This is a genomic window from Micromonospora sp. SD19 (assembly GCF_054462275.1).
The window spans coordinates 212,121-237,146 of sequence record NZ_JBTLMN010000006.1 but is presented as its reverse complement, the minus strand read 5'-3'; the positions used below and the strand labels follow the sequence as shown (position 1 = coordinate 237,146).

Here is a 25,026-nt window from a genome sequence, read left to right as displayed (position 1 = left end):
CGTCTCGGCGGCAGGGGAATGCCACCTGACAGCCCGGGTAGGCAGCCAGGTGGAGAGCGGACAGATCAGCGACTACGGTTTCCTCGCCGACGGCCGCAGCGCGGCGCTGGTGGACCCCGCGGGCTCGGTGAACTGGTGGTGCCCGGGACGGTTCGACGCCCCGTCGGTGTTCGCGCGGCTGCTCGACGACAACGCCGGGCACTGGTCCATCCAGCCCGAGGGCGACTACCGCGTCGACCGCAGCTACCTCGACGACACCCTGGTGCTGCGAACGGTCTTCCGCACCGAGAAGGGGGAGGTCGCGCTGACCGACGCGCTGGCCTTCGAGCCCGGCTCGCGCGGTCACGACATCGGCCTGCGCTCGCCGCAGGTGCTGGTCCGTTCGGTGGAAGGGCTGTCCGGTTCGGTGCCGATGCGGGTGCACTACCGGCCGCGCTTCGAGTACGGCCGCACCGTCGCGTACCTGATCGAGCGGGAGGACATGCTGGAGGCCATCGCCGGGGCCGCCCGACTCACCCTGCGCGCCAGCGTGCGGTTGACCACCGGCGACGGAGAGGCCACCGGGACGTTCACCGCCCGCGCCGGCACGAAACACACCTTCACCCTCGGGTACGCCCCGACCTACGACGCTCCGCTGCCCGAGGTGCCGGACGCCGATCAGACCATCGCCGACACCGTCGCCGGCTGGCGCTCCTGGTCGGACGAACACCCGTACGACGGGCTCTACGCCGACCAGGTGCGGCGCAGCCGGCTGGTGGTGCAGGGCATGACGTACCGGCCCAGCGGCGCTGTGGTGGCCTCGGTGACCACGTCGCTGCCGGAGAAGCTCGGCGGGGACCGCAACTACGACTACCGCTACGTCTGGGTGCGCGACTTCAGCCTGACCCTGCGGGCGTTGTGGCGGACCGCGTGCCTGGACGAGGTCCAGCGGCAGTTCGCCTGGTTGGGCCGGGCGATGGGTCGCGTCGACGACCGGCCGGTGCCCATCATGTACGGGGTGCTGGGGGAGCGGGACCTCACCGAGCACCGACTGGAACAGCTCGGCGGCTACCGCGACAGCCCACCGGTGGTGATCGGCAACGACGCGTGGCAGCAGCGGCAGACCGACATCTTCGGCGAGACGATGGACGCCGCCTGGTTGATGCGCGACAAGCTGGAGCCGTTGGACCCGGAGGTGCGGCACGTGCTCCGGGTGCTCGCCGACCAGGCCGAGCGGGACTGGTCGTTGCCCGACGCGGGCATGTGGGAGGAGCGCGGCATCCAGCACCACCACGTGTCCTCGAAGGTGCAGTGCTGGGTCGCCCTGGATCGGGCGGTCCGCTTCGGTGACACACTCGGCGAGCCGCAGGACGTGGCCCGCTGGGCGGCCGCCCGTGACGCGGTGCGCGCGGAGGTGCTCGAGCGGGGCTGGAACGAGCGGCTCCAGTCGTACACCGGGAGTTTCGAGACCGACGACCTGGACGCGTCGGTGTTGGTGATGCCGCTGGTCGGGTTTCTGCCGGCCGGCGACCCGCGGATGCGTTCGACGATCCGCGCGGTGGAGCGGCGGCTGTCCCACGACGGCCTGCTTCGACGCTGGGACGGCGACCCGGCGGGGTTTCTGATCTGCTCGTTCTGGCTGGTGTGCTGCCTGGCGCTGGCCGGTGAGCGGGATCGGGCGCACGAGTTGTTCCGGCGGCTGGCGGAGCGGGTCAACGACCTCGGCCTGTTCGCCGAGCAGATCGACCCGTTGACCGGTGAGCAGCTGGGCAACTTCCCCCAGGCGTTCTCCCACATCGGCCTGATCAACGCGGCCGGTGTGCTGACCGACGTCGAGCGGGACCCGACGGTGCAGCAGAGCGGCATGCCCCCGGCGTACTTCTCCCCGATGCAACGCTGAGCCGCGCCGTCACCGGTCTGTCGCTGCTCCCGGTGGCGCCGGTGGGTCATCGTCGCCGGGCGGACGGTCAGGGCCCGGGGGACAATGCGGGTATGCGGCTGGTGCTCACGGCGGACACCCACGTACCGAAGCGGGCCCGGGACCTACCCGGGCCCCTCTGGGCGGCCATCGAGGCGGCCGACGTGGTGGTGCACGCCGGTGACTGGGTGGACGAGACACTGCTCGACGCCATGACCGCGCGCTCGCGCCGACTGATCGGTGTGTACGGCAACAACGACGGCCCGGCGCTGCGCGCCCGGCTGCCCGAGGTGGCCCGGGTCGAGCTCGACGGTCTGCGGGTCGCGGTGGTGCACGAGACCGGGCCACGGACCGGCCGGGAGAAGCGGTGCGAGGCCCGCTTTCCCGACGTCGATCTGCTGGTCTTCGGACATTCACACATCCCCTGGGACAGCGTGGCGCCCGGTGGGCTGCGCCTGCTCAACCCGGGCTCACCCACCGACCGCCGCGCCCAACCCCAGGCCACCTACCTGACGGCCACCGTGCACAGGGGCGAGCTGAGCGAGGTGCAGCTCCACCCGCTGCCCCGCCCCTGACCGCCCCGGTTACCGGCCCCGGCCCGTCTCGGCCTGGAGTTCGTCGATGCGCTTGGACGCCTCGGCCTTGGTCAGGTCGTCCGGGAGGTCGGCATGGGCCTCCCGGGCCAGCGTGCTCAGGTAGGACTCCTGGGCGGCGGTTGGCGGTTCGTCGCCGGTGACCCACTCGTCCGGGTCCTTGATCGCGGCGTTCTGGTCGGCCTCGCTACGGCGGTCGGTCATCATCATCACCCTTTCTTCGAACAGGTGTGCCAGTACCCCGATCGCCGTGGTTCATGCCCGTCGGTCACCGCCTACGATCATCGGATGGACCGGTCGGGCGTCGTGGTGGTCGGGGCGGGCATCGCCGGGGTGGCCTGTGCTGTCGAGTTGACCCGGGCCGGGGTGCCCGTGCGGGTCAGGGAGCGGGGGCACGTCCGCGGCGGCCGGATGGCCAGCAAACGCTTCCAGGGGCGTCCCGCGGACATCGGCGCCGCCTACTTCACCGCCACCGACCCGGACTTCGTCGCACTGGTCGAGCGGTGGCGCGCCGCCGGGCTGGTCCGCGAGTGGACCGACACCTTCCGGGCGTACGACCGGAGCGGGAACCACGAGGTGACCGGGCCGATGCGCTTCGCCGCCCCCGGTGGGCTGCGGTCGCTGGTCGAGCACCTGGCCGGCGCGGTGCCGGTGACCGTCGACCGGTTGGTGCTCGGCGTGGAGCCCGGCCCGGTCGTGGACGGCGAGTCGTGCGCGGCGGTCGTCCTGGCCATGCCGGGCCCGCAGGCCGCCCTGCTGCTCGACCCGGCCCTGACCGACGCCACCCGGGTGGTGCAGGCGCAGCGGTGGTCGCCGACCCTGGCCGCGGTGCTGCGGTTCCCGCACCGGCGCTGGCCGGACTTCCGGGGGGCGTTCGTCAACGAGCACCCGGTCCTCAACCTTGTCTGCGACGACGGCGACCGACGAGGTGACGGCGCGCCGGTGCTGGTCGCGCACACGGTGCCGGAGTTCGCGGCCGGGCATTTGGCCCAACCCACCGGGGCCGGGCCGGCGATCGAGCAGGCCGTCCGGGACCTGCTCGGGCTGCCCGAACAGGCCGTCGACGTGCACGTGCACCGCTGGACGTACGCGAAGCCGACCCACGCCACCGCCGACGCCACCTACCACCTCGATGCCGACGGGATCGGCCTGGCCGGTGACGCGTTCGGCAAGCCCCGGGTGCAGAGCGCCTGGCGCTCCGGTCGGGACCTCGGCCGCGCGCTGGCCGCCCGGCTGGGCTGAAGCAGCGCTCAGGCTGGGCTGAAGGAGCGCTCAGGCTGGGCTGAGCCGGCGTGGGCGGCGGGCCTGAGGTGCCTGCTCAGGCGTGCCCGGCCGCGGCGACCGGCCGGGCGTCGGCGTCCCGCTCGGCCGGGTCGGAGGTCCGCTCTCCCTCCCGGTCGAGCAGTTGCATGACCGGGGTCGCCGCCACGCCGTGCACCACGACGGAGACGAGCACGACCAGCCCGACGGTCGCCCAGAGCAGCTCGGCCTGCGGGAAGTCGGCCTTGGTGGTGGCGTACGCGAGGTAGTAGAACGAGCCGACGCCACGAATGCCGAACAACGAGATGACCCAGTGCTCGGCCGGGCGTCCCGGGGCGCCGCGCAGCGACAACCAGCCGATCAGCGGCCGCACCAGGAACACCAGGGCCAGCCCGACGGCGGCCGCCGGCCAGGTCAGCGGGCCCAGCAGACCACCCACGATCGCGCCGCCCAGCAGCAGCAACAGCACCAGGGTGAGCAGCCGTTCGACCTGCTCGGCGAAGTCGTGCAGGACCGAGTGGAACTCGTGGGTCCGCTCGGCGGCCCGGATCGCCCGGGCGGCCACGAACACCGCCAGGAAGCCGTACCCACCGACCACCTCCACCAGCCCGTACGCCAGAAACGTGGCAGCTAGCGCCAGGAAGCCCTCGGCGTGCCGGGCCAACCGCAGCTCGCTGGGCGCGCGGAAGAACAGCTTGCCGAGCAGCCAGCCGATCAGCAGCCCACCGCCGACGCCGATGCCGACCTTCCAGAGGACGTCCACCGTGAACCATTCGGCCAACCAGTCACCCGGGGCGAGACTGGTCGAGGCGATGGCGATGGCGGCGTACACGAACGGGAACGCCAGACCGTCGTTGAGGCCGGCCTCGGAGGTCAACGCGAAGCGGACCTCGTCCTCGGAATCCTCCACATCGGTCGGCTCGCCGACCTGCACATCGGCGGCGAGCACCGGATCGGTGGGGGCCAGCGCGGCACCCAGCAGCAGCGCGGCGGCCGGCACCAGCCCCGCCCACCACCAGCCGAGCACCGCCACCGCCGCGATGCACAGCGGCATCGCGATCACCAGCAGCCGCCAGGTGGACGACCACCGCCGCCAACTCAACGGCCGGTCGATCTTCAAGCCGGCGCCCATCAGCGCGACGATCACCCCGATCTCGGTGAGGTGGGTGGCCAGCTCCGGGTGGGCCAGCGGGTCCGGTGACGGCAGCCCGACAGGCAGCAGGAACACCAGCATGCCCAGGGCGAGAAAGGCGATCGGCATGGACAGTGGGCGGCGCTCCAGCACCCGCGGCAGGACGCCCGCGAGCAGAGCGCCCACACCCACCAGCGCGAACGCCACATCAACCGGCTCCACGGCACCACCCCTCCGCCGCACCCGCGGGGCGCGGGCAGGTGGTGACACACCTTGCCCCGCAAGGGCTCCGGCTATGCGCGTCGGTGCCGGTGAACCGGAACGATCCTCACCGGGGTCGGGTGAGCGGCGAGTCCGCCAGTTCGGACAGCAGCGCGGCCGGGTCGTCGTACACCGCCACGGCACCCGCGCCGGCCAGCTCGCCGCGGCTGGTGCCGCCGCAGGTCAACCCGACACAGGGGATGTTCAACTTGCCGGCCGCGGCGACGTCCCAGACCGAGTCGCCGACGAAGACCACCCGCTCGGCGGTCAACCCGGACTGCGCCAGCGCCGCCTCCAGAATGTCTGGTGCCGGCTTGCTCTCCCGCGCGTCCGCCGAGGAGGTGACGGTGTCCACCACGTCGTCGGCGTTCAGCGCCCGGCGCAACGCCGTCACCTCGTGCTCGGCGGCGGAGGTGGCCAGCACCACCCGCAACCCCCGCTCGGCGCAGGCCCGCAACAGGTCGGCCGCCCGGGGCAGCGGCGTGAGCCGTTCCCAGTACTCGGCGTAGAGGGTGTCGTGCGCGTCGCGCAGCTTCTGGTCGGCGGCGCGGTCCCGCTCCGGGCCGAGCAGGTGGTCGAGGAGTTTGTCCGAACCCATCCCGATCGAGCGGTGCACCACCGCCATCGGCACCGGCTGGTCGGTCTGCCGTAACGCCTCCCACCAGCTCACCGTGTGCAGGTAGGTGGTGTCGACCAGGGTGCCGTCGACATCGAAGAGGACTCCGGCGAGGCGATCGGTGGCCATGGGCGTCCTCCTGCCCCTCCCGGGGCTGGTCTCAGGGCTGCGGCGTGACGATCTCGAACCAGACGGTGGAACCGCGCACCGACGGATCGGTGCCCCAGGCGTCGCTGAGCTCCTCGATCAGGCCGAGGCCGCGGCCACGACTGCTCAACGTGTCGGTACGGGCCCGGGTCACGGTGCCCCGGGTGCCGGAGTCGGCGACCGAGACGAGCAACCGCTCGGCGCTGAGGTCGATCTCCACCCGGGCGGCAGTGCCGGCGTGCAGCAACGCGTTGGTGGTCAGCTCGCTGGTGCAGAGCACCGCCGCCCCGATCACCGACTCGGGCACCTGCCACTCGGTGAGCTGGCCGGTCAGCCAGTGCCGCACCCGGCTGGGCGCGGTCGGTTCGGCCGGCACCTCCATGCTCGCCGAACGACTCGGCTTGAGGGCGTGTTCGACAGCCAGGACGGCCACGTCGTCCTCGGTGCCACCGGGGAGGGCAGCGGTGGCCACCGCGCAGAGCGCGCGCGGGTCACCACTGCCGGCCTTGGCGACGGCGTCGCTCAGCGTGGTCAACCCGACGGTCAGGCTCTGCCGGCGACGCTCCACCACCCCGTCGCTGAACAGCAGCAGAGTGTCACCGGGACGGAACGCCACGGTCGTGGTGCCCGGCCGACCGCCCAGCCCCAGCGGCGGCCCGGCGGGCACGTCGACGTACTCGGCGTGGAACCGGCCGTCCGGATCGCCGCGGCGGATCAGCGGGGCGGGATGACCGGCGCTGGACAGCGTCAGCTCCCGCCGTTCCGCGTCGATCACCCCGAACGCCACCGTCACGAACAGCTCGTGGGTGCCGGCCTCCGCGCCGAGGCTGGTCACCAGCCGGTCCAGGCCGGCCAGGACCACGTCGGGCGCCGGGTCGGCCAGGGCCAGGGCGCGCAGCGCGGCCCGGACCTGGCCCATCCGCGCGGCGGCCTGCACGTCGTGCCCGGCGACGTCGCCCAGCACCACGCCGAGCGAGCCGTTGGGCAGCAGGAACGCGTCGTAGAAGTCGCCGCCGGCCGCGTTGCCGTCCACGCCCGGGTCGTAGCGGGCCGCGATCCGCAGCCGAGGCAGATCCGGCAGGTGCTCCGGCAACATGCTGCGCTGCAACAGTTGGGCCGTGCCGTGCTGGGTCTCGAACCGGCGGGCCCGCTCCGCAGCCTGGCCGATCAGCTCGGCCGAGGCGGCCAGCAGCGCCCGCTCGGCCGGTGACCAGGTGTGCGGAACCTGGTAGCCGACCGCCAGCCCGCCGCGAACCACCGAGGTGCCCAGCGGCAGGGCCGCCATCGCGCGGATCTTCTGGTCGTGGCGGTCCACGGCGGTGTCGCGCAGCGGTTGCCCGTCGCCGGTGAACGACGGGCCGCCGGACCGGGCCGCCTGCACCACGGGGGCCGGCCAGTCCGCCGGCGCGCGCCGCCAGAGCGGGGGAAGTCGCTCGTCGGCCTCGTCCAGCAACTCGCCACGGACCCGACGCACCATGCGCCAGCCGCCGCCGCCCTCGTCGACAGCGAACGCGGCCTGGTCGGGGTCGAACGTGGTGATCGCGTACCGCAGCGCCACCCGGGCCACGTCGTCGAGGGTGAGGGTGCCGGCGAGCGCGGCGGCCACCTCACTGAGGCTCTGCAACTGCCCGGTGACGTGGGTGGTCTCGGCCGCCACCGTCAACACGCCGACGATCTGCCCGGCGCTGTCGCGGACCGGCGAGTAACCCCTGGTGAAGACCGCCTGTTCCACCGTCGCGGAGTGCCCACGCACCAGTGGCAGGGTGGACTCCTTCTCCAGGAAGGGCACGCCCTGCCGGTAGCAGCGCTCGATCACCGCACCGACGCCGGGCAGGGCCCAGATCTCCGCGAACACCTCGGCGGCCGGGCGGCCGAAGGCGCTCGGGTGTTTGCTGCCCAGCAACTCGGCGTAACCGGCGTTGTAGAGCAGGACGAAATCGTCGCCGTACGCCAGGGCCATCGGCATCGGCGAGGCGAGGATCATCTCCCCCACGGCCCGCACCGCGACGTCCCACTCGTCGGGTGGGCCCAGCGGGGTGTCGGCCCAGTCGTGGGCCAGCAGGCCGACAGCCGGGCCGGGCCCGGTGGGTGCGTCCGGGCCCGGAGTCGCTGGCGAGGGGACCCGTCCGACCGTTCCTGGCATGTTCGCAGCCTAGTCGGCCGGACGGAAAAGGCATCCGACCACGGCGGCGGGCCGTCGCCGCGTCGGTCGAGGTGGCCGTTCGGGCAGTTCAGGGCCCCTGTCCGGAGGTCTGTCGCAAAAAACGCGGCGCGCTGCGCGGACTGCCGGACCGGTTGCCGGGTATGCGCCCGGCGCAGTCCATGCGACAGGAGGGACATCATGCTGAAAACCCTCGCGGTCCGGCAGGCCGACATCGGCGATGCCATCGCCGACACCTGGAGGTCGGTGCTGCTCTTCATCCCGAAGGCAGTGGCCTTCATCGTCATCCTCGTGGTCGGCTGGCTCATCGCCAGAGCCGTCCTCAAGATCGTGGATACGGTGCTGGAACGGGTGCGCTTCGACCAGGCGGTCGAACGCGGTGGCATCAAACGGGCCCTGGAGAGAACGAAGTACGACGCCAGCGACATTCTGGCCAGACTGGCGTACTACGCCGTACTGCTGTTCACGCTGCAGTTCGCCTTCGGAGTCTGGGGGCCCAACGCGATCAGTGACCTGATCAGCGGCGTGGTGGCCTGGCTGCCGCGTGCGTTCATCGCGATCGTCATCGTGGTGGTGGCGGCGGCGATCGCCAACGCGGTGCGGGATCTGGTCACCGGGGCGCTGGGCGGGCTCTCGTACGGCAAGGTCCTGGCCGATCTGACGGCGATCTTCATCATCGCGCTCGGCGTGATCGCCGCCCTGAACCAGGTGGGTATCGCCACCACGGTGACCACTCCGGTGCTGATCGCGGTGCTCGCCACGGTGGCCGGCATCCTGATCGTCGGCGTCGGCGGTGGTCTCGTGAAGCCGATGCAGAACCGCTGGGACGGCTGGCTGCACCGGGCGGCCCAGGAGGCCCGGGCGGTGCAACAGCAGCGTCAGGCCGCGTCGGCCGGGCGTAGTGACGTGGAGCGGCAGATGGCCGACCGCGGGGGTGACCGCACCCAGGCCATGCCTCGGGTGGACGAAGCCCAGCAGTACCGTTCGTAACGGGGCGTAACGGCACGACGGTGGGGAGGGTGTTCCGCGTACGACGCGGGACGCCCTCCCTTCGCGGGTCGGGTCAGTCCCGGTCGAGTGCGCGCGCCAGCGCGCAGACCGCGAGCAGGCGGGTGAGCAGCCACTCCGGGTGGCTCCAGTCCACCGGCCCGCTGGGCGGCGTCCACCCGTGCTCCAGGGCGGCGGCGCGCACGCCCTCGGCGTAGCCGGCGAGCGCCGCCGAGGTCAGCGGCGTGCGGTCACCGTCGAGGCTGTCCCGAACGGCCGCCGCGTGCTGGTCGACCTGGGCCAGCAGCCCCGGTCGCGTGGCGGCGGCGGCGAGCCCGACAGTGCCCACGGAGACGGTGAGGGCGGCCAGGGTGGACCGCGCCGAGTCGACGGCGGTACGGGAGGCGACCCGGTTGAACGGCACACGCATGGTGACCGAGGCTAACCGACCGGTCACCACGTCGGCCTCGTCCGCTCGGTGGATGTCGCCTGCGCCACTGGGGCGATCGCCGCTGACCTGGGGGGTTGATCCGGCACAGACGGGGCAGCAGGAGAACCACCCACAGACAGCGGCACACGGCACGGAGGCACGGATGGGACAGCGGACGGACGGACCCGACGAGCGGCACCAGCGGCCGGACGGGGTCAGCGACGCCACCGTCGCGGCGCTCGGCAAGCTGAGTGAGGCGTTGGAGTGTGTGGAGCGGGCCCGGGGGCACCTCTACTCGATGCACCAGTTGATCGGCCATGCCGACCTGATGCTCGACGACGCGGTGGAGCAGTTCCGCGCCGCCGGTCACCCGCACCTCGCCGACCGGATCGGCACGGAACTGCGCGGCCGCAACGTCATCGCCGGACGGTGGACGTTCCAGATCGTCGAGGACTTCGACGACGGCTACCACGCGTTGTTCCGGGAGCTGGATCAGCAGGCCCGCGACGAACTGGTGGGCGGGCGGCGCCACCTGTACGAGGCGGAGATGAAGGAACGCCGCCGCAGCCGGGGCCAGCCAGGCCACGAGGCCCGGCCGGGCGGTGGGACCTAGTCGCTGGTCGCGTCGGCGGGGCGTCGCCGCGCCGCGTCGTCGGCGATGATCACGGTGGCCACCATCAGCGCGACGCAGAGGCTGAACAGCCACGACTCGTCGGTGACGAGCCAGGCGGACACGGGGGCCTGGAGCGCGGCGAGCAGGAAGCCGAGCCAGGCGAGCCGGCGCTGACGCGTGGAGAGGATTCCGGAGCCTTGATGCATCCCGAAATTCTTACGCGAACCCGCCGGTTTGCCGTCCTCCGATCGGCCGATTCTGGATGAGCTGTCCGTTTTCCCAACCGTACGGACACGACTTCTTTGCGCCACGAGCGGTCGGGTGCCGACAGCGCTAGGGTGCCCCTGCGGCAGGATGGTGAGTCGTGTCCACCCCGCCCGCGCGCCCCCGCGCCGCACTGCTCCTGCTCGCGTACCTCGCGTTCGTCAGTCTCGGCCTGCCCGACGGTCTGCTCGGCGTCGGTTGGCCCTCGATCCGGGCCGACTTCGACGTGCCGACGGAGGCGGTCGGGTGGGTGCTCACCGCCGGCACCGTCGGCTACCTCACCTCCAGCGTGCTGGCCGGCTTCACGCTGGCCCGGGTCGGCGTGGGCGCGCTGCTCGCGGGCAGCACCCTGCTGGCCAGCCTGGCGCTGACCGGCTATGCGACCAGCCCCGTGCTGGTGGTGCTGGTGGGCTGTGCGCTGCTGCTCGGGCTCGGCTCCGGCGCTGTCGACTCCGGGCTCAACGCGTACGCCGCCGGGGCCTTCGGGGCGCGCCACATGAACTGGTTGCACGCCTTCTTCGGCCTGGGCGTGGCGATCGGTCCGCTGATCATGACCGCGGTGTTGAGCACCGGGCTCGGCTGGCGCTGGGGGTACGGCATCATCGCCGCCGCCCAACTCGTCCTCGCCGCCGCGTTCGCGCTCACCGTGCGGGCCTGGCACCGTGGCGTCCCGGCCGGCACCGAGGCGGGCACGACCGTCCAGGCCGGGCTCTCCGCCACCGATGGCGGGTCGGCACCGGTCGTCCGGGTTCCGATCGGGGAGACGCTGCGGCTGCCGGCGGTCTGGTCCGGGACGCTCGCCTTCGTGCTGTACGTGGCGATCGAGGTGTCCGCCGGGCTGTGGGCGTTCCTGCTGCTCACCGAGGGACGCGGGCTGAGCGCGGCGGTGGCCGGCGGCTGCGTCTCCGCGTACTGGGGCAGTCTCTTCGTCGGCCGGGTCGTGCAGGGTCTGGTCGCCGAGCGCCTGGGGGCGGGGCTGGTGCTGCGCGTCAGCCTGGCCGGAATGGCGGTCGGCGCGGCGCTGATCGCGGTACCCGGGCCGGCTGTCCTGGCGGTGCTCGGCCTGGTCGTTGTCGGTTTCGCCGCCGCGCCGGTGTTTCCGCTGCTCACCCTCACCACCGCCGAACGGGTCGGGGTGGCGCACGCGGACCGGGCCATCGGGCTGCAGATCGGTGCCGCTGGCATCGGCGCGGCGCTCGTCCCGGCCGGGCTGGGCGTGCTGATCGGCAACACGTCGGTGCAGGTGCTGGGCTCGGCGCTGCTGGTGCTCGCGCTGGCACTGATCGCGCTGCACGAGTGGGGTACGCGCCGACCCGCCGTCGAGCCGCCCGCGCCCGACCGGCCCGGGAACGCGGGTCAGACGTCCGGCCCGGTCCTGCCGGTGGTGGACGGGCGGTAGGCGCGCTGCGGGTCGGTGGCCTCCCGGCTGTTGCCCCGGGCCTGCCCCTCGCGGTCCGACGCGGCCGCCCCGTGCCCGAACGCGGCCTCCTCGCCGGCGTCGTTGCCCGTCACGTCGTCGGCCTGCCCGTCGAGGCTGGAGCCCGACACGGCGCGCTCCAACTCCTCCAACGGAAGCCGCTCCTCGTCCCGCCACACCCTGATGCTGTCGTCGGTCATACCTCCAGCCGTACCCGGGCACGATGATCGCAAACAGGCTCGGACACGGCGATGGCCGCCGGGAACCCCGACGGCCATCTGCGGTCACCGCTCAGCGTCACGGCTGCGGACGGTCCACCTGCCCGCGCCAGGCACCGGTCTCCTGACCACGCCGTTCGATGTAGGTCTTGAACCGTTCCAGGTCGCCCTTGGCCCGCCGGTCGACGATGCCGAGCTTGTCGCCGGCCTGCTCGACGACACCGTGCGGCTCGAACTCGAGTTGCAGGGTGACCCGGGTCTTGTCCTCGTCCAGGCGGTGGAAGGTCACCACGCCGGCCTGCTGGGTGCCGCCGGTGGACCGCCAGGCGACCCGCTCGTCGGGGAGCTGCTCGGTGATCTCCGCGTCGAACTCGCGCTTCACCCCGGCGATGTCCACGGTCCAGTGGGTCATCGTGTCGGAGAGCTGCCGGACCTCCTGCACGCCCTCCATGAACTCGGGAAACTCCTCGAACTGCGTCCACTGGTCGTACGCGGTGCGGACGGGCACGGAAACGTCTACGTGTTCGGTAACGCCACTCATCGGGGAACCTCCTTCAGCCGCTGGTGGGTTGGTGGATCGGGGGCGATCCGTCTCACCAGCGAGTCGTCTCGTTCTTGTTGCCGAGCGCGGCCCACACCTCGGAGACCGTCTGGTAGACGGTGCCCTCGGGCAGCCGTTCCAGCGCCGCCACGATGTCGTCGGGCGCCTCGTTCTCGCGGGCGCTGGCGATGAGCACCAGGCGGTCGCCCGGCAGCGCGCTCATTGAGATGAACCGGCCGAGCCGGCTGCGCTGCTCGACGTCCGTCGAGCTCATCCCCTGTGGGGCGCCGGTGCGCGTATCGCCGGCCGGGGCGGTGGTCGCCTCCGGCTGGTCCTCACCGGCCGGTTCCGGAACCCGGAACTCGTCGACTCGAGAGCCACCGGTCCCCGGCCCCTGTACCAGGCCGCTGACCTCCTGACTCATCTGTTCGTCGATCCTCGGTCCGTGCTTGCTGTTGCCACGCTCCATGCCTTCTGCGCTACCCGGCACCCCGCCCGCTAAACCGGCACCGGGCCACGAACCGGCCCTCGGTCCGGCGCCGAACCGGACGTCATTGCCGAACGGGACCTCACTCGTCGGCCGGTCGGCGCGGCGGCAGCACCGGCTCGTCCGGGTCCGGGTCGCCGCCCTGCAACTGACGCCCGCGCTGCACCTCGGCGTTGATCTGCACGCCCAGCATCAGCGCCGAGTTCGACAGGTAGAGCCAGACCAGGAACGCGATGGCCGCGCCGAGGCTGCCGTAGGTGGTGTCGTACGAGCCGAAGTTGGCCACGTAGAGGCCGAAGCCGAAGGAGGCCGCCGCCCAGGAGAGCAGGGCCACCGCGCCGCCCGGGGTGAGCCAGCGGAACCGGGGCTGGCGCACGTTCGGCGCGATCCAGAACAGCAGGGACAGCAGCACCATCATGATCATGGCGAGGACCGGCCACTTCGCCACGCTCCACGTGGTGCGGGCCAGGCCGCCGGCGTTGATCAGGTCGCCGACCGCGTCGGTGACCGGCCCGCTGACGATCAGGCCGAGAGCGACCACCGCGAGCAGCACCAGCGTGATCGCCGCCAGGCCGATCTGCAGCGGCCGGAGCTTCCAGACCGGGCGACCCTCGGTCACCCCGTACACCGCGTTCGAGGCCCTGGTGAACGCGCCGATGAAACCCGACGCGGACCAGAGCGCGCCGAGCAGGCCGAAACTCAGCAGCAGCTTGGGGTTGCTCTGGTCGAGCACCACGGCGCGGATCACCCCGATCACGCCGTCCTTGTCGTCGGTCAGCACCGCCCCGGCGCCCACCTGGTTGGCCAGGTCGACAACGGTGTCGACGGTCTGCTCGCCGCTGGAGACCAGGCCGACCAGCGCCACCACCACGATGGCGGACGGGAACAACGCCAGGACGCCGTAGTAGGTGAGCGCGGCGGCCCAGTCGGAGCAGTTGTCGGTGACGAAGTTCTGCACACTGCGGACCAGCACCCCACGCCAGGTTCGCCAGCTCAGCTGCCGTATCCGTCGCGGCACCCGGCGGCCCGCTGTGCCGTCGAGGGTGGTACCGGGCTCCGTGGTCGTCATTGCCCGCTCCCTGCGCCCCGGCCGCCGGATGACCGGTCGTCCGGTCTGGCCTGGCCCGGCGGTACCCGGATGGGTAAATCGACAAACCCCACCCCCGGGCCGGCCGACGCCGCTATGGTTTGCCGCCGCGTCACCGGGGAACGGTCACAGTGACCCTGTCGACACGGAGGAGGACGAGATGCCCGGGCGCGAAGACCTGCCCAGCACGCTGCGGCGCTCCCCGGATAAGGCGCAGCGCACCTGGGAGAAGACGCACGACTCGGCGGTCGAGACCTACGGTGAGGGGGAGCGGGCGCACCGCACCGCCTTCGCCGCGGTGAAGCACCAGTTCGAGAAGGTGGGCGACCACTGGGAGCCGAAGGGCCGCAAGGGCCCCAGCGACCAGCAGGCCGCCGGTGGCGGGCCGGAACGACGGGCCCCCACGGCGGGTGGCGTGGACGCCAACGCCACCAAGGACCACCTGATGTCGGTGGCCCGCAAACTCGACGTACCCGGCCGGTCGGGCATGACCAAGCCGGAGCTGGTCACGGCCATCGAGAAAGCCAACGACCGCGCCACCCGCAAGGCCCGCGGGAACTGACCGCGCCGCACCGGAGCACCACCGACGCGGTACGGGCGGACGCGCCACCCCTGCGTCCGCCCGTGCTGTCCTACCAGTGCCCGCCGCCCGGCGCCTCGATGTGCACGGCCTTGGTGGCGGTGAACTCGTCCAGCAGCTCCGGGCCGTACCCGAAGCCCTGCCCACTGGCCCGGCGCGGATGCGCGGCACCGCCCGGCGCGCCCCCGAACACCGCGTTGATCTTGACGGTGCCGACCGGCAGCTCTCGCCAGGCCCGCTGCGCGTGACTCATCGACGGGGTCAACACGGTGGCCGCCAACCCGTACGGGGAGTCCGCCGCGCAACGCAACGCCTCGTCGAACGAGTCGACCACCACCACCGGTGCGACCGGCCCGAACGTCTCCTCGCGGACCAGCGCCGTGTCGTGCCGGCAGTCCGTGACGACGGTCGCCGGATAGAACGCCCCCGGGCCGGGCGGCACCTCGCCGCCGGTGCGCACCCGCGCCCCGTCGGCCACCGCCGCCGCCACCTGCCCGTGCACGTGGTCCCGGTGCCGTCGGTCGACCAGCGGGCCCAGCTCGGTGCCCGGGTCCCGGCCCGGCCCGACCCGCAGCGCCTCGGCGCGTCGTACCAGCGCGGCCACGAAGTCGTCGGCCACCTCCCGGTGCACGTAGAGCCGCTCGACCGCCACGCAGATCTGCCCGGCGTTGGCGAACGCGCCGAGCGCGGCCTGCTCCGCCGCCCACTGCGGGTCGACGCCCGCGTCCACCACCAACGGGTCACTGCCCCCGTTCTCCAGGAGCACCTTCGCGCCGGTGCGGGCCGCGGCGGTGGCGATCGCCCGGCCGGTCGCTGTCGCGCCGACGTGGGCCACCACGTCGACCTCCTGCGCCGCCAGCGCCGCACCCACCTCCGGGCCGCCGGTGAGCAGCGACAACACCCCGGCCGGCAGCGCCTGGTCCAGCGCGCGGGCCAGCAGCCAACCCGTCGCCGGGGTCCGTTCGCTCGGCTTGTAGAGCACCACGTTCCCGGTCACCAGAGCCGCGCCGAGCAGCCCACAGGAGACCGCCACCGGGTCGTTCCAGGGGGTGATCGCCGCGACCACCCCCCGGGGCTGCGGGGTCAGGAAGTCCAGCGCGTCGGGGTCGCCATTGAGGGTGCGCCCGCCGCGCAGCGGCGCCAGCTCCGCATACTGTCGCAGGGTGCCGATCCCCGCCTCGACGCCGCCACGGGCGTCCGCCAACGGCTTGCCCATCTCCGCGGTGACCGCCGCCGCCAACTCCTCGACGACCGCCTCCACCGCGTCCGCGGCCCGGTGCAGCGCCGCCGCCCGTTCCGCCGGCGCGGTCGCCGCCCACTGGGCCGCCACGTTGCGGGCCGCCTGGGTCGCCTTGCCCACCTCGTCGGCGGTGGCCACCGGCACCGTGCTCACCGGCTGGTCGTCCGCCGGATCACGCACGACCAGTTCGCCGCCGTCGCCGCCCGCACCCCACACCCCGCCCACCAGCTGCGCAACCGTGTACATGCGGCGCTGGATGCCCCGGCCCCGGCGAGGCAAACGCGTTTCGCCCGGTTGCGCGCCGGGTAGGCGGATCCGATGACAACCACCGTCGCGCAGAGCGCGGACGCCGTCATCATCGGTGCCGGGCACAACGGCCTGGTGGCGGCCAACCTGCTGGCCGACGCCGGCTGGGACGTGGTGGTGCTGGAGGCGACCGCGACGCCCGGCGGCGCCGTCCGCTCCGCCGAGGTCACCGCGCCCGGCTACCTGAGCGACCTCTACAGCTCGTTCTACCCCCTCGGGTACGCCTCACCGGTGCTGGGCGCCCTCGGCCTGGATCGACACGGGTTGTCGTGGCGACACGCCCCGGACGTGCTGGCCCACCTGCTGCCCGACGGTCGGGCCGCGGTGATCAACCGGGACCCGGACGCCACCGCCGCGTCGCTGGAGCAGTTCGCTCCCGGTGACGGCAAGCGGTGGCTGAGCGCGTACGCCGAGTGGCTCGACGTGGCCGAGCCGATGCTGGACGCGATCACCGCGCCGTTCCCCCCGGTACGCGGAGGCGTCGGCCTGCTGCGGCGGTTGCGGGTCGCTGGCGCGCTGCGACTCGCCCGCCGGCTTGTCGTGCCGGTCCGCAAGCTTGGCGACGAACTCTTCGACGGTCCCGGCGGGCCGGCCCTGCTGGCCGGCTGCGCCCTGCACACCGACCTCTCCCCGGAGGAGGCCGGCTCCGGGGTCTACGGCTGGCTGCTGGCCATGCTCGGCCAGCAGGTCGGCTGGCCGGTGCCCGACGGCGGCGCGCAGCGGATCACCGACGCGCTGGTGGATCGGCTACAGGGGCGCGGCGGGACGATCATCTACGGCGCGCGGGCCGAACGGGTGCTCACCGCCCGGGGCCGGGCGATGGGGGTCCGCACCGTCGGTGGCGCGCTGTGGCGGGCCCGGCGGGCCGTGCTCGCCGACGTTCCGGCGCCGGCGCTCTACCTCGACCTGGTCGGCCCGGCGGCGCTGCCGTCGCGGCTGGTGGAGGACCTGGCGCACTTCCGGTGGGACGGCTCCACGCTGAAGGTGGACTGGGCGCTCTCCGCGCCGGTGCCGTGGACGAACCGGCAGGTGGCCGGCGCCGGCACCGTGCACCTCGGCGCGGACCTGAACGGGCTCACCCACTACGCCAGCGAGTTGGCCCGTGGTGAGCTGCCCCGCGACCCGTTCCTGCTGGTCGGGCAGATGTCGGTGGCGGACCCGAGCCACTCCCCGCCGGGCACCGAGTCGCTCTGGTCGTACACCCATCTGCCGTTCCGGCGGACCTGGCGGGCCGACGACGTGGCCGGGCACGTGCAGCGGATGGAGGACGTGCTGGAGGCCGCGGCACCGGGTTTCCGGCGCCTGATCGTGGGCCGGCACGTGGCCTCGCCGGTCGATCTGGAGGAGGGCAACCCCAGCCTGGTCGGCGGCGCGCTCGGCGGCGGGACCGCCGCCGCGTACCAGCAGCTCTTCCTGCGCCCGATCCCTGGACTGGGTCGGGCGGACACCCCGGTGGACCGGCTCTTCCTGGCCAGCTCGTCGGCGCACCCGGGCGGCGGGGTGCACGGCGCGCCCGGTGCGAACGCGGCCCGCGCGGCGCTGGCGCGCGACCGTGCGCTCACCGGCCGCGCCTACGCCGCAGCCATCGCCACCGCCCACAACGCCATCTACCCCACCACCCCCTGACCGCCACCCTTCCCGCGTCCCGGTGATCAAGAGGTTCGCGTCAGATTCGCCACCGTCGGCGACGCGAACCTCTTGATCACCCAGCAGGATGGGGTGGGGGTGGGGGTCAGCGGGTTACGTTGCGGTGTTTGCTGCGGAGGCGGAAGGGCATGAGGGCGCTCTCCACCTTGGTCGCGGTGGTCATCTTGGAGACGCCGTCGCGCCGCTCCTCGAAGCGGATCGGCACCTCCAGAATGGTGTGCCCCAGCTTGGTGGCGAGGTAGTGCATCTCCACCTGGAAGCTGTAGCCGTTGGACTGCACCCGCTCCAGGTCGATGTCGCGCAGGGCGTCGGCCCGCCAGATCTTGAAGCCGGCGGTGAGGTCCCGGATGCGCACCCGCAGCAGCGTGTGCACGTAGAGGTTCGCCCAGCCACTGAGCGCCCGGCGGTAGAGCGGCCAGTTCTCGTCCAGCTCGCCACCGGGCACGTACCGGGAACCGATCACCACGCTGGCCTGGGTGGACAGCAGCGCGCCCAGCATCCCCGGCAGCGCCTCCGGCGGGTGCGAGAGGTCGGCGTCCATCTGCGCCACGTACTCGGCGCCGCCCGCGACCGCCCGGCTCATCCCGTCCACGTACGCCCGGCCGAGGCCTTCCTTGCCAGCGCGGTGCACGACCTCGATCCGGTCGGGGTTCTCGATGGCCAGCTTGTCGGCCACCTCCCCGGTGCCGTCGGGGGAGTTGTCGTCGGCGACGAGGATGCGCAGCCCCGGCAGCGGCAGCGCGAGCAGCCGCTCGACCAGCGCCGGGAGGTTGCCCGCCTCGTTGTACGTGGGCACGACGACGGTCAGGCGTGCGTCCCGCCACGGCGACGGCAACTGCACCGGCTGGATCATGTCGGTCATCCTCGGTTTGCGGACATGGGTCATGGAAAGGGTATCCAGTTGCCGCATTCGCACCGAGGGGGCACCCCTCCCGGGCGTTGCGGACCGTCGTCGTCCACCGCGCTCCGGGGTAACAGCCCTGGTCAAGGGGCTTGTGTTGGTCAGCGCCGACGGCGAGCGACAGCGCCGAGGGCGAGCGTCGCGACGGCGAGCGCGACACCGGAGAGTGCCGGCTTGTGCGTGCTCACCCACAACGCCGCGGAACGGTCACGTGCCTGGTGGCGGAACACCCCGGCCGCGCCCCGGTCGGTGTCCGCGTCGCCGGGGTGGTCCAGATTGTCACGCCAGGTCGCCGGATCGATAGTGGCGCCGGTCTGCTGGCTGTCGTACCCGTCGCGGGCCAGCTTCCGGTCGAGCAGGCCGGGGAACAGCGCGTCGGCCAGCCGGGCCTGCCAGGTCGGGCCACCCACGTTCAACTCCCGGGTGCCGTGGTCCGCCGCCCACACGATGGCCCGGGCGGCCAGCTCCGGAGTGAAGATCGGCGGCACCGGCTGCGGATGCCGGGGCAGCCGGGTACGGACCCAGGAGAACTGCGGCGTGTTGATCGCCGGCAGTTGCACCATCGACACCTTCACCCCCGGGCAGTCGTGCAGCAGCTCGGCGCGCAGCGAGTCGTTGAACCCCTGCACGGCGTGCTTGCTCGCGCAGTACGCCGACTGCAGCGGGATGCCCCGGTAGGCCAACGCCGAGCCCACCTGCACGATTGTGCCCCGCCCGTGCGCCCGCATGTGCCGCAGCGCGGCGAGCGTGCCGTGCACCGTGCCCAGGTAGGTGACAGCGGTGACCCGGTGGAACTCCCGCGCCGGAATCTCCCAGGCGGACGCGAACACCGACACCATCGCGTTGTTGACCCACACGTCGATGCCGCCCCACCGGTGCACCACGTCGTCGGCGGCCTGCTGCACCGCGCCCGCGTCGGACACGTCGACCCGGTACACGCGCACGTCGGTCGCGCCGCGCAGCCGGCACTCCCGCTCGGCGGCGGCCAGGCCCGCCTCGCCCCGGGCCAGCAGCGCCAGCCGGGCGCCGCGCGCCGCGTACGCGTGGGCGACGGCCCGGCCGACGCCGGCGCTCGCGCCGGTCACCACCACGGTCCGCGTCACGCTCACCCCTTCTGCCGGGTGGCGATGTCGGAGAGCCGGGCCAACGTCTCCCGGTTGCGCCGGTGCAACACCAGATCGTTGATCTTGTTGTGGACCCAGCGCAGCGGTCCGGCGGCGAAGTCCTCCCCGAGGCGGACCCGGGTGGCTCCCCCGCCCACCGGCTCCAGGGTGAAGGCCACGATCGCCTCGCCCGCCGGCCAGAGACCGGCCTTGAGCACGAGCCGGTGCGGCGGTTCGCAGACCAGCACCGTCGAGGCGTCCTGCAGGGAGAACGGCCAGGGCCCGGCACGGTGGTGCAGTTGGCTGCCGACCCGGGGCCAGGCGTCGTCCACGTCGCGCATGTGCGCGGTGCCGACCACCCAGTCGCTGTACGTCCATCCGTCAGCGAGCACGTCGAACACCCGCTGCGGGGGAGCGTCGATCACTTTCTCCACAATCGCCACCGGGATTCCATACCCGGGGCACGGCACTGGCTAACGGCCGGCGGGGTTAGCTTCTCCGGCACGGCGGGTAAGGCCGACCCGGGGCACCGCGGCGCGCTGGCCCACCGCCTCGACGACGACGTTTACTCCTCGGGGCGCAGGGAACCCGCCGCCTGTGCGACAGGACCAGGAGGATCCGTATCAGCGCAGGTCAGCCCAGGTGTACGCCGCTGCTGACCGCGCCGGTTCCGGGTCTGTCGCAAGCCCCCGGCCCGTCCTGTACGACGCGGTGCTGCTGGACCGGGACGGCACCCTGATCGAGGACGTGCCGTACAACGGCGACCCGGAGAAGGTGCGCCCGGTGCCGGGCGCCCGGGCGGCGCTGGACCGGCTGCGCGCGGCCGGGCTGCGGCTGGCGGTCGTCACGAACCAGTCGGGTCTGGCCCGGGGTTACTTCACCGGGGAGCAGATGCGGGCGGTGCACGCCCGCGTCGAGGAGCTGCTGGGCCGGTTCGACGCGTGGCTGGTCTGCCCGCACGACGACGCCGACGGTTGTGACTGCCGCAAGCCGGCACCCGGTCTGGTGCACGCCGCCGCCCGCGAGCTGGGCACCACCACGTCCCGGTGCGTGCTGGTGGGCGACATCGGCCGGGACGTCGCCGCGGCGCTGGCCGCCGGGGCGGCGGGCGTGCTGGTGCCCACCCCGGTGACCCGACCGGAGGAGATCGCCGCCGCCGGGTGGGTGGCCTCCGACCTGCCGTCGGCGGTGCACGAGATCCTGCGCCGGCAACAGGCCGTGCAGCCGGCGACCCCGCCCACCGAACCGGTACGGACGGCGCTGGTGGTCCGCTCGGACTCGGCGGGTGACGTGCTGGTCACCGGCCCGGCGATCCGCGCCGTGGCGGCCGGAGCGCAGCGGGTGGTGCTGTTGTGCGGGCCGCGCGGTCGCGCCGCCGCCAACCTGCTGCCCGGCGTCGACGAGATCATCGAGCACCCGCTGCCGTGGATCGACCCCACGCCGGGGCCGGTCGATCCGCAGGCCATCCGGGACCTGACCGCGCGGCTGGGCGCGATCGGCGCGGACCAGGCGGTGGTGTTCACCTCGTTCCACCAGTCCGCCCTGCCGTTGGCGCTGCTGCTGCGGATGGCGGGGATCGACCGGATCGCGGCGATCAGCGACGACTACCCGGGCTCGCTGCTGGATGTCCGGCACCGGGTGCCGGTCGGCGTCCCCGAACCCGAACGCGCCCTCTCCCTGGCCGCCGCCGCCGGCCACCGGCTGCCCGACGGCGACGAACCCGTGCTCCGGCTGCGCCGGGACGCCGTGCCGCCGCGCCCGGCCGACCTCGGCGACCCGGGGTACGTGGTGCTGCACCCCGGGTCGGCCGCGTCGAGCCGGGCCTGCCCGCCCGAGCTGGCGACCCGGATCGCCGGGGCGTTGACCGACGCCGGGCACCGGGTGCTGGTCACCGGCGGCCCGGACGAACGCGCTGTCACCGCCCGGGTCGCCGCGGCCGGCGGCACCGACCTGGGCGGTCGCACCGACCTGGCCGGGCTGGCCGCGATCGTCGCGGACGCCAGCGCGGTCGTGGTCGGCAACACCGGGCCCGCGCACCTGGCGGCCGCCACCGGAGTGCCGGTGGTGAGTCTCTTCGCGCCGACGGTTCCGTTCGGACAGTGGGGGCCCTACCGGGTGCCCGCCGTCCGGCTCGGCGACGCCGCCGGGCCCTGCCGGGACACCCGGGCGGCCAGCTGCCCGGTCCCCGGGCACCCCTGCCTCAGCGGCATCGACCCGGAGCAGGTGGTCGACGCGCTCCGGACGCTCACGGTCAGCGGTGGTGGCGGCCGATGAACATCCTGCTCTGGCACGTGCACGGCTCCTGGACCACGTCGTTCGTGCACGGCAGCCACCGCTACCTGATTCCCACCACACCCGACCGCGGCCCGTACGGCCTCGGCCGGGCCCGCACCTACCCGTGGCCGGACAACGCGGTCGAGGTCAGCCCGCAGGAACTGCCGAGCGCCGACGTGGACCTGGTGATCCTGCAACGCCCCGAGGAACTCGACCGGGCCGAGGAGTGGCTTCGGCGCCGCCCGGGCCGCGACCTTCCGGCGATCTACGTCGAACACAACACACCCAAGGGCGACGTGCCCAACACCCGCCACCCGATGGCCGACCGCGACGACCTGCTCATCGCCCACGTCACCGGGTTCAACCAGATCTTCTGGGACACCGGCGCCACCCGCACCACTGTTGTCGACCACGGCATCGTCGCCCCCTCGGCGTCCTACACGGGCGAGTTGGACCGGCTCGCCGTGGTGATCAACGAGCCGGTACGCCGAGGCCGGGTCACCGGCACCGACCTGCTGCCCCAGTTCGCCGAGATCGCGCCGCTGGACGTGTTCGGCATGGGGGTCGCCGGCCTGGCCGACCACCTGGGGCTGCCCGCCGACCGGCTCACCAGCCACGACGACGTGCCCCAGGAGCGGATGCACGTCGAACTGGCCCGGCGGCGGGCGTACCTGCACCTGTGCCGGTGGACCTCCCTCGGGCTGAGCCTCATCGAGGCGATGGCGATCGGCATGCCGGTCGTCGCGCTCGCCACCACCGAGGCGGTGATGGCGGTGCCCCCGCAGGCGGGGGCGCTGGCCACCCGGACCGACACCCTGCTCGACGCCGCCCGCCGGTTCATCACCGAACCGGCGACCGCGCGCCAGGCCGGGGCGGCGGCGCGAACCGCCGCACGCGACAGGTACGGCCTCGACCGTTTCCTCGCTGACTGGGACCGGCTGCTGGAGGAGGAAGTATGCGGATCGCGATGATCTCGGAGCACGCCAGCCCGCTCGCCGTCCTCGGAGGGGAGGATGCCGGCGGCCAGAACACGCACGTCGCGGAGCTGTCCGCCGCGCTCGCCGCCGCCGGGCACGAGGTGCGGGTCTACACCCGCCGCGACGCGCCCGACCTGCCGGTGACCGTCCGCAGCCCGGACGGGTACGACGTGGTGCACGTGCCGGCCGGCCCGGCCGAGCCGGTGGCCAAGGACGCCCTGCTGCCGCACATGCGGGAGTTCAGCGCCTGGCTGATCGAACGCTGGCGCGGCGGCGACTGGGTGCCCGAGGTGATCCACGCGCACTTCTGGATGAGTGGTCTGGCCGGGCTGACCGCCGGCCGGCAGACCGGGGTGCCGGTGGTGCAGACGTACCACGCGTTGGGCACCGTGAAGCGCCGCTACCAGGGGGTGCAGGACACCAGCCCGGCCCGACGGATCTCCTACGAGCGGGAGCTGGGCCGCTCGGTCGACCGGGTCGTCGCGCAGTGCCGCGACGAGGTGGGCGAGCTGGTCCGGATGGGGGTGCCCCGGTCCCGGATGACGGTGGTGCCCTCCGGGGTCAACCTCGCCACCTTCGCCCCGCTCGGACCGGCCGCCGAGAGGGAACCGGGACGGGCCCGGATCCTCACCGTGGGCCGGTTGGTCGAGCGCAAGGGCTTCCAGACGGTGGTCCGTGCGATGGCGTTGGTGCCGGACGCCGAGTGCGTGGTCGTCGGCGGCCCACCCGAGGGGCTGTTGGAGACCGACCCGTACGCCCGCCGGCTGCGGGCCCTCGCCGAGTCGTGCGGGGTGGCCGACCGGGTGCACCTGGTCGGGGCGGTGCCCCGGGAGGAGATGGGCCGCTGGTACCGCTCGGCGGACCTGCTGGTCGCGGCGCCCTGGTACGAGCCGTTCGGGTTGACCCCGTTGGAGGCGATGGCGTGCGGGGTGCCGGTCGTCGGCACGGCCGTGGGTGGCATCCGGGACACCGTTGTCGACGGGACGACCGGTGATCTCGTGCCGGCCCGGGATCCGCAGGCCCTGGCCACCGCGATCCAGGGGTTGCTCGATGACCGGATCAGGCGCTTCGCGTACGCGACGGCGGCCCGCGAGCGGGCCCGGGAGCGGTACTCGTGGGCGGCGACCGCCGAGCGGCTGGTCGAGGTCTACAGCGAGGTGGCCGCCGTGCGCCGGCCGACCCGGGTGGTGGCCTGATGCCGACGGGCAGCCTGCTCGACACCCACCTGACGAATCTCGCGGCGGCGCTGGTGCCGTACCGGCGGTGTGAGCGGCAGCTGACGCGCTGGGGCGCGGACCTGGCCCACCGGCTGGCCGCCGGGGGTCGCCTGCTGGTCGCCGGCAACGGCGGCAGCGCCGCCGAGGCCCAGCACCTCACCGCCGAGCTGGTCGGCAAGCTGCGCGACGATCGTCGGCCGTTGTCGGCGATCGCGCTGCACGCCGAGACGAGCGCGCTCACCGCCATCGCCAACGACTACGGCTACACCGACGTGTACGCCCGCCAGGTGCGCGCCCACGGCCGCCCCGGCGACATCCTGCTGCTGCTGAGCACCAGTGGGACCAGCGCCAACCTGGTGGCCGCCGCGCGGGCCGCCCGCGACGTCGGGGTGACCTCCTGGGCGCTCACCGGCGTCGCTCCCAATCCGCTCGCCGACGCCTGCGACGACGTGCTGGCCGTCGCGTCCCCGGACACCCAGGTCGTCCAGGAGCTGCACCTCGTGACCAGTCATCTGCTCTGCGAGTACCTCGAACAGGAGTTGCCGGCCGCGCTGGCCGCAGCCGGCGACACGGCGGTCGTGCACCCCGGGCCCGGGGCGCCGGCGCCCGTGCGTACCGGGGTCGAGGTGGTGCTCGACGGCGGAACCGGACAGCAGGTCGACGCGTGAGG

At 73.3% G+C, this 25,026-nt stretch carries 26 protein-coding genes; 12 read left to right on the top strand and 14 right to left on the bottom strand.

Annotated elements, in window-relative coordinates; all coding sequences use genetic code 11:
• The first annotated feature begins 49 nt into the window (after window positions 1-49).
• The gene (locus tag ACX27O_RS21220) at window positions 50-1,879 is read left to right on the top strand and encodes a glycoside hydrolase family 15 protein (RefSeq protein ID WP_458940015.1); all 1,830 of its coding nucleotides are present in this window, start codon (window positions 50-52) and stop codon (window positions 1,877-1,879) included.
• A 92-nt stretch (window positions 1,880-1,971) separates the two neighbouring features.
• Window positions 1,972-2,472 (top strand): metallophosphoesterase family protein, encoded by a 501-nt coding sequence (locus ACX27O_RS21215; RefSeq protein WP_458939951.1) that lies wholly within the window; start codon window positions 1,972-1,974, stop codon window positions 2,470-2,472.
• 9 nt (window positions 2,473-2,481) lie between these two features.
• Here ACX27O_RS21215 and ACX27O_RS21210 read toward each other — a convergent pair whose 3' ends face one another.
• Entirely contained in the window at window positions 2,482-2,694 is a 213-nt protein-coding gene (locus tag ACX27O_RS21210) for a DUF3072 domain-containing protein (protein ID WP_030335005.1), read from the bottom strand.
• Between the two features lie 84 nt (window positions 2,695-2,778).
• On the opposite strand from ACX27O_RS21210, the gene ACX27O_RS21205 reads away from it, so the two are divergent.
• A complete protein-coding gene (locus tag ACX27O_RS21205; protein WP_030335003.1) occupies window positions 2,779-3,732 on the top strand; it encodes an NAD(P)/FAD-dependent oxidoreductase in 954 nt (317 codons plus the stop codon).
• Window positions 3,733-3,808: 76 nt separating this feature from the next.
• On the opposite strand, the gene ACX27O_RS21200 is transcribed toward ACX27O_RS21205, so the two are convergent.
• The 3 genes from ACX27O_RS21200 to ACX27O_RS21190 all read right to left on the bottom strand — a co-directional run bounded on the left by ACX27O_RS21200 (window position 3,809) and on the right by ACX27O_RS21190 (window position 8,049).
• Window positions 3,809-5,104 (bottom strand): cation:proton antiporter domain-containing protein, encoded by a 1,296-nt coding sequence (locus ACX27O_RS21200; RefSeq protein WP_030335001.1) that lies wholly within the window; start codon window positions 5,102-5,104, stop codon window positions 3,809-3,811.
• Between the two features lie 106 nt (window positions 5,105-5,210).
• A complete protein-coding gene (locus ACX27O_RS21195; RefSeq protein ID WP_030334999.1) occupies window positions 5,211-5,888 on the bottom strand; it encodes an HAD family hydrolase in 678 nt (225 codons plus the stop codon).
• 31 nt (window positions 5,889-5,919) lie between these two features.
• Complete coding sequence (locus tag ACX27O_RS21190) at window positions 5,920-8,049, bottom strand: ATP-binding SpoIIE family protein phosphatase (RefSeq protein ID WP_030334997.1); 2,130 nt, start codon at window positions 8,047-8,049, stop codon at window positions 5,920-5,922.
• Between the two features lie 198 nt (window positions 8,050-8,247).
• Here ACX27O_RS21190 and ACX27O_RS21185 point away from each other — a divergent pair, with 198 nt between their 5' ends.
• Window positions 8,248-9,057: a mechanosensitive ion channel family protein gene (locus ACX27O_RS21185; RefSeq protein WP_051708712.1), complete on the top strand. Its 810-nt coding sequence runs from the start codon at window positions 8,248-8,250 to the stop codon at window positions 9,055-9,057.
• Between the two features lie 73 nt (window positions 9,058-9,130).
• Here the strand turns inward: ACX27O_RS21185 and ACX27O_RS21180 are convergent, their stop codons facing one another.
• Window positions 9,131-9,484 (bottom strand): DUF6401 family natural product biosynthesis protein, encoded by a 354-nt coding sequence (locus ACX27O_RS21180; RefSeq protein ID WP_210860689.1) that lies wholly within the window; start codon window positions 9,482-9,484, stop codon window positions 9,131-9,133.
• A 163-nt stretch (window positions 9,485-9,647) separates the two neighbouring features.
• Between ACX27O_RS21180 and ACX27O_RS21175 the strand changes: the two genes are divergently transcribed.
• Complete coding sequence (locus ACX27O_RS21175; RefSeq protein ID WP_210860698.1) at window positions 9,648-10,097, top strand: hypothetical protein; 450 nt, start codon at window positions 9,648-9,650, stop codon at window positions 10,095-10,097.
• On the opposite strand, the gene ACX27O_RS21170 is transcribed toward ACX27O_RS21175, so the two are convergent.
• Window positions 10,094-10,303 (bottom strand): hypothetical protein, encoded by a 210-nt coding sequence (locus ACX27O_RS21170; protein ID WP_030334989.1) that lies wholly within the window; start codon window positions 10,301-10,303, stop codon window positions 10,094-10,096. The two genes, ACX27O_RS21175 and ACX27O_RS21170, sit on opposite strands and share 4 nt — an antisense overlap.
• A 158-nt stretch (window positions 10,304-10,461) precedes the next feature.
• On the opposite strand from ACX27O_RS21170, the gene ACX27O_RS21165 reads away from it, so the two are divergent.
• Complete coding sequence (locus ACX27O_RS21165; RefSeq protein ID WP_030334987.1) at window positions 10,462-11,760, top strand: MFS transporter; 1,299 nt, start codon at window positions 10,462-10,464, stop codon at window positions 11,758-11,760.
• Here the strand turns inward: ACX27O_RS21165 and ACX27O_RS21160 are convergent.
• The 4 genes from ACX27O_RS21160 to ACX27O_RS21145 all read right to left on the bottom strand — a co-directional run bounded on the left by ACX27O_RS21160 (window position 11,718) and on the right by ACX27O_RS21145 (window position 14,093).
• A complete protein-coding gene (locus ACX27O_RS21160; RefSeq protein WP_030334986.1) occupies window positions 11,718-11,978 on the bottom strand; it encodes a hypothetical protein in 261 nt (86 codons plus the stop codon). The genes ACX27O_RS21165 and ACX27O_RS21160 overlap by 43 nt on opposite strands.
• A gap of 97 nt (window positions 11,979-12,075) precedes the next feature.
• Window positions 12,076-12,537, bottom strand: a complete 462-nt coding sequence (locus ACX27O_RS21155; protein WP_030334984.1) for an SRPBCC family protein — start codon at window positions 12,535-12,537, stop codon at window positions 12,076-12,078.
• A gap of 52 nt (window positions 12,538-12,589) precedes the next feature.
• On the bottom strand, window positions 12,590-13,006 hold the full coding sequence (locus ACX27O_RS21150; protein ID WP_030334982.1) for a DUF2795 domain-containing protein: 417 nt from the start codon (window positions 13,004-13,006) through the stop codon (window positions 12,590-12,592).
• A 100-nt stretch (window positions 13,007-13,106) separates the two neighbouring features.
• Entirely contained in the window at window positions 13,107-14,093 is a 987-nt protein-coding gene (locus ACX27O_RS21145; RefSeq protein WP_210865544.1) for a YihY/virulence factor BrkB family protein, read from the bottom strand.
• A 178-nt stretch (window positions 14,094-14,271) separates the two neighbouring features.
• Between ACX27O_RS21145 and ACX27O_RS21140 the strand changes: the two genes are divergently transcribed.
• Window positions 14,272-14,673, top strand: coding sequence for a ChaB family protein (locus ACX27O_RS21140; protein ID WP_030334978.1), 402 nt, complete (start codon window positions 14,272-14,274; stop codon window positions 14,671-14,673).
• 70 nt (window positions 14,674-14,743) lie between these two features.
• Here ACX27O_RS21140 and ACX27O_RS21135 read toward each other — a convergent pair whose 3' ends face one another.
• On the bottom strand, window positions 14,744-16,177 hold the full coding sequence (locus ACX27O_RS21135) for an aldehyde dehydrogenase family protein (RefSeq protein WP_030334977.1): 1,434 nt from the start codon (window positions 16,175-16,177) through the stop codon (window positions 14,744-14,746).
• A 72-nt stretch (window positions 16,178-16,249) separates the two neighbouring features.
• Here ACX27O_RS21135 and ACX27O_RS21130 point away from each other — a divergent pair, with 72 nt between their 5' ends.
• The gene (locus ACX27O_RS21130; RefSeq protein ID WP_458939949.1) at window positions 16,250-17,863 is read left to right on the top strand and encodes a phytoene desaturase family protein; all 1,614 of its coding nucleotides are present in this window, start codon (window positions 16,250-16,252) and stop codon (window positions 17,861-17,863) included.
• A gap of 106 nt (window positions 17,864-17,969) precedes the next feature.
• Here the strand turns inward: ACX27O_RS21130 and ACX27O_RS21125 are convergent, their stop codons facing one another.
• From ACX27O_RS21125 to ACX27O_RS21115, 3 genes are all read right to left on the bottom strand, one after another.
• Window positions 17,970-18,737, bottom strand: coding sequence for a polyprenol monophosphomannose synthase (locus ACX27O_RS21125; RefSeq protein WP_030334974.1), 768 nt, complete (start codon window positions 18,735-18,737; stop codon window positions 17,970-17,972).
• A gap of 149 nt (window positions 18,738-18,886) precedes the next feature.
• A complete protein-coding gene (locus tag ACX27O_RS21120) occupies window positions 18,887-19,888 on the bottom strand; it encodes an SDR family oxidoreductase (protein ID WP_030334972.1) in 1,002 nt (333 codons plus the stop codon).
• A gap of 2 nt (window positions 19,889-19,890) precedes the next feature.
• A complete protein-coding gene (locus ACX27O_RS21115) occupies window positions 19,891-20,331 on the bottom strand; it encodes an SRPBCC family protein (RefSeq protein ID WP_030334971.1) in 441 nt (146 codons plus the stop codon).
• Between the two features lie 154 nt (window positions 20,332-20,485).
• Here ACX27O_RS21115 and ACX27O_RS21110 point away from each other — a divergent pair, with 154 nt between their 5' ends.
• The 4 genes from ACX27O_RS21110 to ACX27O_RS21095 are packed head-to-tail and all read left to right on the top strand — an operon-like array spanning window position 20,486 to window position 25,024.
• On the top strand, window positions 20,486-22,162 hold the full coding sequence (locus ACX27O_RS21110) for an HAD-IIIA family hydrolase (protein WP_210865548.1): 1,677 nt from the start codon (window positions 20,486-20,488) through the stop codon (window positions 22,160-22,162).
• A complete protein-coding gene (locus ACX27O_RS21105) occupies window positions 22,159-23,133 on the top strand; it encodes a glycosyltransferase (protein ID WP_458939948.1) in 975 nt (324 codons plus the stop codon). The genes ACX27O_RS21110 and ACX27O_RS21105 overlap by 4 nt, the downstream gene beginning before the upstream one ends.
• A complete protein-coding gene (locus ACX27O_RS21100; RefSeq protein WP_210865549.1) occupies window positions 23,118-24,335 on the top strand; it encodes a glycosyltransferase in 1,218 nt (405 codons plus the stop codon). The genes ACX27O_RS21105 and ACX27O_RS21100 overlap by 16 nt, the downstream gene beginning before the upstream one ends.
• The gene (locus ACX27O_RS21095) at window positions 24,332-25,024 is read left to right on the top strand and encodes a D-sedoheptulose-7-phosphate isomerase (protein WP_458940014.1); all 693 of its coding nucleotides are present in this window, start codon (window positions 24,332-24,334) and stop codon (window positions 25,022-25,024) included. The genes ACX27O_RS21100 and ACX27O_RS21095 overlap by 4 nt, the downstream gene beginning before the upstream one ends.
• Window positions 25,025-25,026 lie beyond the last annotated feature (2 nt).

What these genes read in the sequence shown, in the direction of transcription:
- ACX27O_RS21155 (WP_030334984.1), bottom strand. Translation starts at nt 12,537, where the DNA reads ATGAGTGGCGTTACCGAACACGTAGACGTTTCCGTGCCCGTCCGCACC.
- ACX27O_RS21100 (WP_210865549.1), top strand. Translation starts at nt 23,118, where the DNA reads ATGCGGATCGCGATGATCTCGGAGCACGCCAGCCCGCTCGCCGTCCTC.
- ACX27O_RS21210 (WP_030335005.1), bottom strand. Translation starts at nt 2,694, where the DNA reads ATGACCGACCGCCGTAGCGAGGCCGACCAGAACGCCGCGATCAAGGAC.
- ACX27O_RS21160 (WP_030334986.1), bottom strand. Translation starts at nt 11,978, where the DNA reads ATGACCGACGACAGCATCAGGGTGTGGCGGGACGAGGAGCGGCTTCCG.
- ACX27O_RS21130 (WP_458939949.1), top strand. Translation starts at nt 16,250, where the DNA reads ATGACAACCACCGTCGCGCAGAGCGCGGACGCCGTCATCATCGGTGCC.
- ACX27O_RS21185 (WP_051708712.1), top strand. Translation starts at nt 8,248, where the DNA reads ATGCTGAAAACCCTCGCGGTCCGGCAGGCCGACATCGGCGATGCCATC.
- ACX27O_RS21195 (WP_030334999.1), bottom strand. Translation starts at nt 5,888, where the DNA reads ATGGCCACCGATCGCCTCGCCGGAGTCCTCTTCGATGTCGACGGCACC.
- ACX27O_RS21190 (WP_030334997.1), bottom strand. Translation starts at nt 8,049, where the DNA reads ATGCCAGGAACGGTCGGACGGGTCCCCTCGCCAGCGACTCCGGGCCCG.
- ACX27O_RS21170 (WP_030334989.1), bottom strand. Translation starts at nt 10,303, where the DNA reads ATGCATCAAGGCTCCGGAATCCTCTCCACGCGTCAGCGCCGGCTCGCC.
- ACX27O_RS21135 (WP_030334977.1), bottom strand. Translation starts at nt 16,177, where the DNA reads ATGTACACGGTTGCGCAGCTGGTGGGCGGGGTGTGGGGTGCGGGCGGC.
- ACX27O_RS21175 (WP_210860698.1), top strand. Translation starts at nt 9,648, where the DNA reads ATGGGACAGCGGACGGACGGACCCGACGAGCGGCACCAGCGGCCGGAC.
- ACX27O_RS21205 (WP_030335003.1), top strand. Translation starts at nt 2,779, where the DNA reads ATGGACCGGTCGGGCGTCGTGGTGGTCGGGGCGGGCATCGCCGGGGTG.
- ACX27O_RS21105 (WP_458939948.1), top strand. Translation starts at nt 22,159, where the DNA reads ATGAACATCCTGCTCTGGCACGTGCACGGCTCCTGGACCACGTCGTTC.
- ACX27O_RS21140 (WP_030334978.1), top strand. Translation starts at nt 14,272, where the DNA reads ATGCCCGGGCGCGAAGACCTGCCCAGCACGCTGCGGCGCTCCCCGGAT.
- ACX27O_RS21125 (WP_030334974.1), bottom strand. Translation starts at nt 18,737, where the DNA reads ATGATCCAGCCGGTGCAGTTGCCGTCGCCGTGGCGGGACGCACGCCTG.
- ACX27O_RS21180 (WP_210860689.1), bottom strand. Translation starts at nt 9,484, where the DNA reads ATGCGTGTGCCGTTCAACCGGGTCGCCTCCCGTACCGCCGTCGACTCG.
- ACX27O_RS21145 (WP_210865544.1), bottom strand. Translation starts at nt 14,093, where the DNA reads ATGACGACCACGGAGCCCGGTACCACCCTCGACGGCACAGCGGGCCGC.
- ACX27O_RS21150 (WP_030334982.1), bottom strand. Translation starts at nt 13,006, where the DNA reads ATGGAGCGTGGCAACAGCAAGCACGGACCGAGGATCGACGAACAGATG.
- ACX27O_RS21215 (WP_458939951.1), top strand. Translation starts at nt 1,972, where the DNA reads ATGCGGCTGGTGCTCACGGCGGACACCCACGTACCGAAGCGGGCCCGG.